At 67.8% G+C, this 10,358-nt stretch carries 7 protein-coding genes and 1 tRNA gene; 1 reads left to right on the top strand and 7 read right to left on the bottom strand.

The annotated features are described in order from the left end of the window. Positions 1-99: 99 nt before the first annotated feature. The 6 genes from ABD301_RS37350 to ABD301_RS37325 all read right to left on the bottom strand — a co-directional run bounded on the left by ABD301_RS37350 (position 100) and on the right by ABD301_RS37325 (position 7,249). Positions 100-1,701 carry a tyrosine-type recombinase/integrase gene (locus tag ABD301_RS37350; RefSeq protein WP_344314829.1) on the bottom strand — a complete coding sequence of 534 codons (1,602 nt, stop codon included), beginning with the start codon at positions 1,699-1,701 and terminating at the stop codon, positions 100-102. 76 nt (positions 1,702-1,777) lie between these two features. Continuing rightward, positions 1,778-1,853, bottom strand: a tRNA-Arg gene (locus ABD301_RS37345). Between the two features lie 26 nt (positions 1,854-1,879). Continuing rightward, positions 1,880-3,988, bottom strand: coding sequence for a bifunctional copper resistance protein CopD/cytochrome c oxidase assembly protein (locus tag ABD301_RS37340; protein ID WP_344314828.1), 2,109 nt, complete (start codon positions 3,986-3,988; stop codon positions 1,880-1,882). Between the two features lie 19 nt (positions 3,989-4,007). Beyond that, positions 4,008-4,298: a hypothetical protein gene (locus ABD301_RS37335; protein WP_344314827.1), complete on the bottom strand. Its 291-nt coding sequence runs from the start codon at positions 4,296-4,298 to the stop codon at positions 4,008-4,010. 293 nt (positions 4,299-4,591) lie between these two features. After that, positions 4,592-5,251 (bottom strand): DedA family protein, encoded by a 660-nt coding sequence (locus ABD301_RS37330; RefSeq protein WP_344314826.1) that lies wholly within the window; start codon positions 5,249-5,251, stop codon positions 4,592-4,594. Between the two features lie 132 nt (positions 5,252-5,383). Further along, complete coding sequence (locus ABD301_RS37325; protein ID WP_344314825.1) at positions 5,384-7,249, bottom strand: prenyltransferase/squalene oxidase repeat-containing protein; 1,866 nt, start codon at positions 7,247-7,249, stop codon at positions 5,384-5,386. A gap of 220 nt (positions 7,250-7,469) precedes the next feature. Here ABD301_RS37325 and ABD301_RS37320 point away from each other — a divergent pair, with 220 nt between their 5' ends. After that, a complete protein-coding gene (locus tag ABD301_RS37320; protein ID WP_163571211.1) occupies positions 7,470-9,965 on the top strand; it encodes a penicillin acylase family protein in 2,496 nt (831 codons plus the stop codon). A 63-nt stretch (positions 9,966-10,028) separates the two neighbouring features. Here ABD301_RS37320 and ABD301_RS37315 read toward each other — a convergent pair whose 3' ends face one another. Beyond that, positions 10,029-10,232: an antitoxin gene (locus ABD301_RS37315; protein WP_344314824.1), complete on the bottom strand. Its 204-nt coding sequence runs from the start codon at positions 10,230-10,232 to the stop codon at positions 10,029-10,031. Positions 10,233-10,358 lie beyond the last annotated feature (126 nt).

The following is a 10,358-nucleotide window of genomic DNA, read 5'->3' as shown; positions in this document are numbered from 1 at the left end:
TCGATCCTTGGGCACCCCGACATAATACCAAATAATCAGCCAACTTGAAATGTTATTTCATTCCAATTCCTAAGGGCATAAATGTAACTGTTTCGCTCACTACTGTTCTCGATCGGCATTCTTGGCGCTAATGTGTTTGCCGTCTTGTGTCACGACTCCCCAATCCTTGAGTAGCGCTACCGCGCGGTGGGCCGTTCCGACGGAGACGCAAGTCGCCTCTGCTATCTGCTGGATCGTTGGCAGAGCAGTTCCGTCCATGATCGAACCGGACAGAATCTTCTCGCGGAAGTCGGCCGCGATTCGTTCATATGGGTACAGTGGGTGGGTTTTGGCTTGTTCGGATCTGGACTTCGGCGAGGTCGGACGAGCTGGAACGCGATTCGAAAGAGCTACCGAGGCTCGCTGGTCCGCTTCCTGGAGCCACGCCGAGTAGACCTTGAGGGTGGTGACGCCGCCGCCGCTGTGGCCGAGGCGGCCGGCGACGGTGCGTACGTCGACGCCGCCGGCGATCAGCTCGGTGGCTGAGTAGTGCCGGAGGGATTTCAGCTCGGTGTCGATGCCGAGCCGCGCGACCAGGCGGCGGTATCGCTGGCTTACGGATGCCGGCTTCACGTGTTCGCTGTGGTCAGGCGTTGTCGAGAAGACGAAGGCCTCCGGTGAGACCGCGACCTTGAGCTGGTCTGCTCGCTCGTCGAGGCGGGCCAGGTGTTCACGGAGGATGTCAACGGTGACGGCGTCTAGGACGATGTGCCGGCGCTGGTGGGTTTTTGTGTCCTTGATGTACAGCTCGTCGTTCTCGTCCTTGGCGACGGCCCTGCGGAGGACCAGGACGCCGCGGTCGAGGTCGATATTTTTGCGGCGCACAGCGCATAGCTCACCGCGGCGGGCGCCGGAAATCATTGCGAGCCAGACGTACGTTCCAAAATCGGGATCCTCGTGTCCGCCACCGTCGAGCCATGCAGCGTTGATGATTCGCGCGGCCTCTTCGGCTGTTGGTGGTTGGGGGTCCGGTGGAGGAGCGGACGGCGGTTCAGCCTGAGAGATTGGGCTGACGCCGATCCACTTCCAGCGGACAGCGCGCTGGTACGCACCGCTGAGCAGGTAGTGGATCTTGCGGATCGTGCCTGCTTTGAGTGGCTGGCATTTGTGTTTTCGACACAGGCGCTTGCATGCGTCGCACGTTGGATCGGCTGGTGAGCAGGCGCGTCCCTTGTGCTCATCGCACTTGTGCTTGCGAGTCGTACGGTGCTGGATTCGCGAGCGCTGTTGTTTGTCACAGTGCTCGCGGCACCGAGCCAATTCGGCGTACAGCGAGTCGAGGATGAACGCGTCGACTTGGCCAAGCTTGAGATGACCGATCAGCGGATCGATGTGCAGCCTGACGTACCGGCGGTAGTCGCCGACGGTGCCGCTCGCGATCGTGCCGCTGTTCGAGAGCAGGTCTAGATGGCGTTCAAGCAGCTGTCGAACGGTTGCGCTCGTTTTCGGGGCTCGTTGTTCGTCGAGTTCGTTCAGCAACCGGGTAAGGGCCTTCTCAGCAAGGTCCCACGCGTTGGGGCCAGCCGGAATCACTTCGGTCAGGTCGTGTCGGCGTTTGCTCACCGGATCAATCCCTGCGTAGACCTTCACTCTTAGTGAGCCGCTGGAAAGGATCTCGATGCTGCCTCGGGAACGGGCGGATCGCCCTGTCGTCGTTTTCACGCGGGCACCATAGGCACCCTCGTGCCACGAACCGTGCCATGACACGCGCTCTGTCAGAAAGACAGGGCATCTGACCTGGTGCCCCCGGGCAGATTCGAACTGCCGACACCCGCTTTAGGAGAGCGGTGCTCTATCCCCTGAGCTACGAGGGCGGACCACCACTACCGTACCGGACGGCCTATCGGCGGGGACGCATGCGGGCGTCGGCTTCGGCGAGGGCGGCGAGGCGGCGGTTGTACGCGCCGAGGGCGTCGTCTTCGTCGATCTCGGGCTCGGGGGCGCCGTCGACGTGTGGTGCCGCGGCGCGGGCGGCCGCGCGGGCGTCGGCACGGTCGGCGGCCCGGTCGAAGCGGCGCTGTTCGCGCTCGTCGGAACGGATCCACTGGTAGAGCAGCGCGAGCACGATGACCAGGCTGGGCACCTCGCCGAAGGCCCACGCGATGCCGGCGCCGGTCTGCTGGTCGACCAGCGCTGGTACGCCCCACGGACGGGCCAGCGCCTGATACCAGTCGGCGGCGAGCAGGGACGTGCTCTGCATCAGGGCCAGGCCGAAGAAGGCGTGAAAGATCATCGAGACGAAGAGCAGCGGGATGCGGACCGGATATGGCAGCGGGCGCGGAGCCGGGTCGACGCCGATCAGGATCCAGAAGAAGAGATATCCGGCGACCAGGAAATGCGTGAACATCAGCAGGTGCAGGGCGTGTGTGCGGAGCATCTGCTCGTACAGGCCGGTGAAATACATGCCGTAGAACGACGCCACGTAGATGGTTAGCGCCACCAGCGGGTTCGTCAGCAGCTTCGCGAGCGGGGTGTTCGTCGCCCACAGCAGCCATTCGCGCGGGCCGCGTAGGTCCTTGTTCTTCGACGGCCGCAGCGCGCGCAGGGCGAGGGTGGTCGGGCCGCCAAGGACGAGCATGGCCGGCGCGAGCATGGCCATGGACATGTGCTGGACCATATGGACGCTGAACAGCACGTAGCCGTAGCGGGCCAGTCCGCTGGACGTCACGATCAGGACGACCAGCCAGCCGCCGACCCAGCAGGCGGTACGTACGACCGGCCAGCTGTCGCCGCGCCGCCGTAGCCGCCAGACCCCGGCCAGGTAGAGCCCGATCGCGACGAGTGCGGCGGTCATGAACAGCGGCTCCGGCAGCCAGTCCACGACCAGCGCCTTCGCGGTCAGCGGGCCAGGCATCGGGAAGCCGAGCAGCGCGCCCGTACGGTCCAGGTCCTCGGGCGTACCAGCCGGGGGAGTACGCGCCAGGGCCGTCGCGAGGCCGATGGTGGCGGCGAAGACGACCACCTCCACGGCGGCCAGCCGGACGAACGCGCCGCGGGCGCCGGCGGCGAGGGCCGGCAGCGTACGGCGGCGGTGCCACCAGCCGAAGCCGCCCAACACCACCAGAGCGGCGAACTTGAGCAGCACGATCCGGCCGTAGCCGGTGCCGAGCAGTTCCCCCCACGACTGCACTCGCAGGGTCGCGTTGACCACGCCGCTCAGTCCGACGATGACGAAGCTCGCGAGCGCCGCGGTTGAGTAGCGATGGGCGGCGGTGGACAGCGCCGGGGTCGCGAGCCGGCGGCACAGCAGCAGGGCGATCAGGCCGCCGGCCCAGATCAGCACGCCACCGACGTGCAGGAGCATCGTCGACACGGCCATCTGATGGTTGCCGGCCGAGGCCGCGTGGCCGCTGAAGACCGGTGGCATCGCGGCCGCCAACGCGAGGATGGCCAGCACAGCGGCGCCGGTCGCGGACAGCACGATCCGGCCGGCGACCGCGATCACCAGCGCGCCGAGCAGCATCAGCGCGAGCGCCTGGCCCAGCTCGTACGTCGTGACGAAGCTGAGCAGCGACAGCTTGGTGATCGCCTGGGTGACTGGCTGGCCGAGCACGTCGGAGAGGGTGAAGCAGAGCTCGACGGCGGTCGAGATCGTCCACACCAGGGCCGATATCGACGCGAGTCGCAGCATCCGGTAGCCGTGTGGGGAGACCCGCCGGCGGTTGTCGGTGAGCTGGGTGGGGATCCCGAACGCGGCGGCGGCCAGGCAGCCGACGGTGGCCGCGGCCGCGAGCTGGCCGAGCACGGTCGACAATGGCAGCGCCCAAGGCGTGATGGGCCCCGGGTCGGGCAGTCCCGGGATCTGCTGGGTGACCGCGCCGCCGGTCCAGAGTGCCGCCACGGCCACCGCGAACCCGGCCAGCAGGGCGGCCACCAGGACAGTGGGCACATGTACGGGGGCGGCGGACCGCTGGTCCGTACGCTCGGCCTGGGCTGGCGGGCTAGTCATCGACTGTCAGTATCCGCCGCTAGCGTTTTGCCTTGCGGGGCGGGCGCCGCCGCTTTGGCCCGGTCGCGAGCACTACCCCGATGACAATCAGGATGAGCATCAGTGCGCCGAAGATGACGTACGGCCACCACGGCTGGCCGCCGGCGAGCTGCGAACTCGGCGGCACCGACGGATAGCCGCTGACCGGCGCCCGCGGACTCTCCCCGGGCCCGGGGTCGTCCGGCGCGAGATTGCACGCCGCCAACAGCACGGTGGTGGTGAGGAAGAGCCCAACGGCGACGATCCCGCGGCGAACTTGGCTGCTACGCACGGTTTCCCAGTCTCACAGAGCCCCCACGCCCTCCCGCGCCCACCCCTGCGCCCGACGCCCCAACGCCCGGTGCGGCTCGAAACTGTCGTACCCCTCCGGCAGATTTGCCCCCACCCAGTGACGGGTGGGGGGCGGGTTCGAGGACCAATGTCCAAACAAAAAATCAAGGTCCACCTCTCAACCCACCCCCCGCCCGTTCAAAGGGAGGGGGAAAGAAAAACAGACACCTACGACAATTTCGCGCCCCACCCAGGTTTTTCGGCTGAAAAGACCGTCGTAGGAGGCGCCGCGGCCTACTCGCTGTGGCTGGGCTCGTGAGTGACCGAAGCGTCGTCAACAGGCGAAGCGGCGTGCAGTTTCGCGGCGCGGTGTCGGAGATACATCGTGGAGACGACGCCGGCCAGCAGGGCGATCGCGAGTGCGGCCCATGAGAACCGGGACAGCCACTGCTCGGCGACCTGGCCGAGCGAGAAGATCAGGAATGTGGTGCCAAAGGCCCAGCAGATCCCGCCGGCCGCGTTGGCGATCAGGAAGCGTGGATAGGGCATTTTCATCGAGCCGGCCAGCGGTCCGGCGAAGATGCGCAGCAGGGCTACGAAACGGCCGAAGAAGACCGCCCAGGCACCCCATTTGGTGAAGACTCGCTCGGCTTGCGCGAGCTGAGGTGGGCCCATGTGCTTGGGGAATTTGCGGCCTAGTTTCTCCAGCAATGCGCGCCCGCCGCGACGGCCTATGTAATAGCCGATGGAGTCACCGACAATGGCGCCGGCGGCCGCGCCGATGGCCACTCCCCATGGGCTGACGTGCCCGGTGGTGGCCAGCAGCGCCGCGGCCAGCAGGACGACTTCGCCGGGCAGCGGTACGCCCATGCTCTCGACGCCGATGACCAGCGCGACCAGCAGGAACACCACGATCGGCGGGACGCTGGCCAGATGTTCCGCGACCCAATGCACCGGCTCCGCACCTCCGCAAACGCACCCGTTGGATCCGGCGTACCGCCGCTGGGCAAGCGCAGGACCGGGGAGCGGCGTCGACCGCCTCCGGGATAAACGCTATCGGGATCCGGCCGGTCCGCGAATCCAACTTCAGTAGGTGTTTACCCGGGAGCGGGTCCATCTTTGGAGCCACCCGAGCAGTTCGTTTGAGGGACCCGGCACGGGCGTGACCACGCACGCGACGCCGAAAAGCAGCAGAAGTACGCCAATCGCGAGCAGCGGCACCGCCGGTGGTCCGGTCATCGGCAACGAGTTGTCGGCGCCCGTCCGTGGACCGACCGCGGCCTTGGGCTGGCCGACACCAGCGTGAGCGCCGTACGCGCCGTACGCCCGTTGGGCCGCCGGCAGCGCCACCGCGGTCGCGGTCAGCCCGAGGATGGCCTGGGCGGTGGCCTGCCGGACCCGATCCGCGTTGTCGCCGGATGTCCAGTACGCGACTGGGGTGGTCACCAGCGCCGCCAAGTCCGCCGGCGACGGGGCGATCGCACCGCGCAGCTCGGCCTGCGTGCTGGTGACCGGCAGCTGCAACCGACCGAGCCAGCCGGTGCAGCCGGCCGGCTCCTTGCTGTTCCCGGCGGCCGCGAGGGCCAGCGACGCGAGGCCGGTGCTGCCGGCGTTCACGCTGGTGGCGATGCTGGCGGCGGTCCGGCTGTCGGAGCCGTAGCCGCCGCTGCGGTCCCGTTTGGCGGCCAGCCAGCGCAGCGCCCGCTCCAGCGCCGCGCCCTGGTGGCCGGCGGTGACCAGCGCCCAGACAGCCATCGCGGTATTGGTGACGCTCACGTCGGCGTTGTCTGGCCCAGCGCAGGTGCCGGCCGGCTGGCCAGGCCCGGGTGCGGACCGAAAGCCGCCGCTAGGGCACTGCTGGCGGAGCAGGTACGCCACCGCGGGAACCTCGTCGGAGGTGGCGCCGGACCGGTGCAGCGCGACGATCGCGAGGGCCTGCGCCTGCATGCCGGAGAGGTCGTTCTGGGCCGTGGAGCTGGCGAATCGGCCGTTTCCGTCCACTGTGGACAGCAGCCGGCGGACCAGGTCGACCGAGCGGCCGTCGCGGTCGGCGTCCCAGCGGTGCGCGTCCACTCCCTGGTCCAGCGCGACCAGCAGGTATTTGGCGATCAGCCCGGCCGACGGCGGGCCAGCCGGGAAGGCGGTCGCCCGCAGCCCCGCGGTGGCCGCCTTGGCCTCGGCCGGCGCCACGCCGGCCGCGTGCAGGGCGAGCACCACGTCCGCGACCAGGCCGGGATCCCCGTACTTGTCGCCGCTGCGGTACAGGTCATCGGCGAGGAAGGTGGCGGCTCGTACGGCCGAGGGCGGGATCGTCGCGGGCCCGGCCGCCGGCGACGGGCTGGTCGACGGCGTCGGCGACGCGCTGCCGCCCGGGCCGGTCGACACCGGTGGGGTGGTGGTCATCGCGTCGCGTGGCGAGACGCTGGGCAGGTTCGGGTTGGTGCCGTACGAGAAACCGAGCAGCGCGCCGGCCGGCGGTCGGTACTTGTCGACGGCCTGGCCAACATGCTTCCACTCCGTCGAGTTGGCGTCGGGCACCGAGAGCGCCCACCCCGGGCCACTTTGGTAGCCGGTGCACCCGTCGGCGGCCGGTAGATCGGTGATGCGGCAGAGATATTCGTACGTCCCGTTGCCCTTCTTGCCGGTGCCGCGGGCCGGCGCCAGGCCGACCTCGGCGAGGGCCTGGAACGCGGAGGAGGGCTGACCGGGATCGCACCGCCGGACCACCGCACCGCCGTCGAAAGGCGTGAGGTCCGCGACCACGGTCACCCCGCTGCCGCCCACGCAGGGGCCATCGGTCCAGGTCTGCCCCGACCGCGCGGTCGGGGTGGGGCTCGGCACCGCCGGGTCGGCGGCGGCCGGCGGGACGCCGAGACTGACGACGCCCAGCGCGAGCAGGGAAACAGACAGGACCGCGCTCACCACTGTGCGGCGGCGCCGTCGCCCGGCCATGGGCACTCTTGGAGCACTCCTTGCGCGTGCGGCCCGGACGTCCGGTGCCAGCAGGTCGATCCCCGACGGTCATTTCGATGACGCACTGTTTAGACGCTCGGCGGCCCTGAATGGTTGCGCGCCGTCGCGCGACGCTAACACGCCACTACGACAACTTGATGGTACGGGACAGCTGGACGGTCGTCTGCCAGCTCTTTTCCGGTCACCATAGGCTGCGGGCATGAGGCGTTGGGGTCGGATCGTCAAACGTGTGGTCGCCGGTGTTCTCTCGGTGTTGCTGTTCGTGGGCGCCATCGCTGGAATTGGTGGGACGTTGGCTGTCCGGGCGTCTTTTCCGCAGACGACCGGAACGTTGGCATTGCCGGGATTGTCGGCACCGGTCACCGTTCTGCGCGATGCCGGCGGAGTGCCGCAACTTTACGCGTCTACCGCGGTGGATCTGTTTCGCGCGCAGGGATATGTGCATGCGCAGGACCGTTTCTGGGAGATGGATTTTCGCCGGCACATCACCGCCGGTCGGCTTTCGGAGATGTTCGGCGCCGGCGAGGTGGAGACCGACGCGGTGGTTCGCACGATGGGCTGGCGGCGGGTGGCCGAGCAGGAATACAGCCAGCTGGCGCCGCAGACAAAGGTTTTCCTTCAGGCGTACGCGGCTGGCGTCAATGCCTATCTCGCCGGTCATCAGGGCCTCGCCCTCAGTCTGGAATACGGCGTACTGAAACTGACAAACGCGAACTACCGGATCGAGCCGTGGAATCCGGTCGATTCGCTGGCCTGGCTGAAGGCGATGGCCTGGGACCTGCGGTCGAATCTGATTGACGAGCTCACCCGGGCACAGTTGCAGGCGTCGGGCATGCCGAAGGACCGGATCGACCAGCTCTGGCCGCCTTATCCGTACGCGGACCACGCCCCGATCGTGGCCACCGGTGGGGTCGTCGCCGGGTCGTTTCGTACGGACGGGACCATCACCGCGCAGCCGGCGGCGGCTCTCGGACCGCTGGGACGCGCGGCTGGTGCGGTCAACGCGTTGAATGTCCTCGGGCCGGCGATCACCGCCGGCATCGGATCCAATTCCTGGGTGCTCGCGGGTTCCCACACCAGCACGGGGAAACCGTTGCTGGCCAACGATCCGCATCTCTCGCCGACGATGCCGTCGATCTGGTACCAGATGGGACTGCACTGCCGGACAGTGTCCGCGGCCTGTCCGTACGCGGTGGAGGGCTACAGCTTCTCCGGGCTGCCGGGCATCGTGATCGGACACAACGACCGGGTCGCCTGGGGATTCACCAACCTCGGCCCCGATGTCACCGACCTTTTCCTGGAAAAGCTGGACGGCGACAAATATCTGGTCGGGAACACCTGGCGGCCGCTGACGACCCGCCGCGAGACGATCCAGGTGGCCGGTGGTGCGGCGAAGACAATGGTGGTCCGCAGTACCGACAACGGGCCATTACTGTCCGATGTGGACAGTGACGTGAAGGCGGCCTCGAAGTCGTATGCGGTGGCGTTGCGATGGACCGCGTTGGATCCCAACCACACGATGGACGCGGTTTTCGCGATGGACACCGCCCACAACTGGGCCGACTTCCGGGCCGGTGCCCGGCTTTTCGCGGTGCCGGCACAGAATCTCGTCTACGCCGACACGTCCGGCAACATCGGCTACCAGGCGCCTGGCGACATCCCGATCCGCGGCGCCGGCGATGGCCGCTGGCCGGCGCCCGGCTGGGATCCAAGATATGACTGGAAAGGTCGGATCCCGTTCGATGCGCTGCCGAGCGTGTATAACCCACCTGCCGGATTCATCGTCACCGCCAATCAGGCGGCAATCGGCCCGTCGTACCCGTACCTGCTGACCACCGACTGGGAGTACGGCTACCGGTCGCAGCGGATCCGCGACCTGATTTCGGCCGCGGGCAACAAGATCAGCGTGCCGGACGTGCAACGGATGCAGTTCGACAACCGCAGCTCCAATGCCGCCGAGGTGGTGCCGGCGCTGTTGAAGGTGCGTCTTTCCGGTGCCGCCGCCCAGGCGCAGAGTCTGCTTCGTGGTTGGGACTTCACCCAGCCACAGACTTCGGCGCCGGCGGCATTCTTCAACGCGACCTGGCGGCATCTGCTGGCGGACACTTTTGACGACGACCTGCCGGCCGCCGAGCAGGGCAGCGTGGACGGCGGTGAGCGCTGGTTCGCGGTGGTCAAGACGCTGTTGCCGCAGCCAGACTCGCCTTGGTGGAACGACCGGCACACCAGCCGCGTGGAACACCGGGACGACATGCTCGTACGCGCGATGACCGAGGCCGCGAGCGAGCTGTCGGACAGTCAGGGCGGCGACCCGGCCAGCTGGCAGTGGGGCCGGATGCACCAGTTGACGCTGCGCAACCAGAGCCTCGGCAACTCCGGCATTGGGCCGGTGGAATGGCTTTTCAACCGCGGCCCGTACGCGCTGGGAGGCGGTGGCGGCCTGGTGGACGCGACTGGTTGGGCGGCCCCGAAGGGCTACGGTGTGACGACCGCGCCGTCGATGCGGATGATCGTCGACCTGTCGAACCTGGACGCCTCGCGGTGGATCGACCTGACCGGCGTCTCGGGGCACGCTTTCGCCGCTCACTACGCTGACCAGGCGCCGCTCTGGCAGCACGGTCAGTTGCGGGCGATGCCTTTCAGTCCGGCCGCCGTACGGGCGTCCACTGTGGACACTCTGCAGCTGGTTCCCTGAGAAGGCCAGCAAAAACGACCGGAGCCCACGTCGCAAGACGCGGGCCCCGATAGGGTCGGACGGTTACTGCTGGTCTTGCTGGTTCTGCTGTTGGGTGGTGTCGCCGGAGCCGGTGTGCTCCTGGGCGAAGTCGACACCCTGCTTGATCTGGTCGCCGAACTTGCCACCGGTCTGCTCGTTGGCGAAGTCACCAGCCTTGTCGAGAACCTGGTCGACCTGCTCGTCGTGTTCGTCGGCGAACTTCTTCGCGTCGTCAAAGAGTCCCATGATGACCCCCTCATCCGCCGGTCCAACTGAGCTGACCCGACAGCTTTGTCAGTAGCCCTCGTTGGATACCGGCATGTGCTCTGGTGCGGACCGTCCTAGTCTCACAGAAGGGCCCGGACCGCACCA

It is taken from the genome of Fodinicola feengrottensis (assembly GCF_039530045.1).
In the GTDB taxonomy this organism is placed as follows: domain Bacteria; phylum Actinomycetota; class Actinomycetes; order Mycobacteriales; family HKI-0501; genus Fodinicola; species Fodinicola feengrottensis.
Note: the sequence above shows the minus strand (reverse complement) of the source record. Positions and strands in the feature narration are given on the sequence as shown.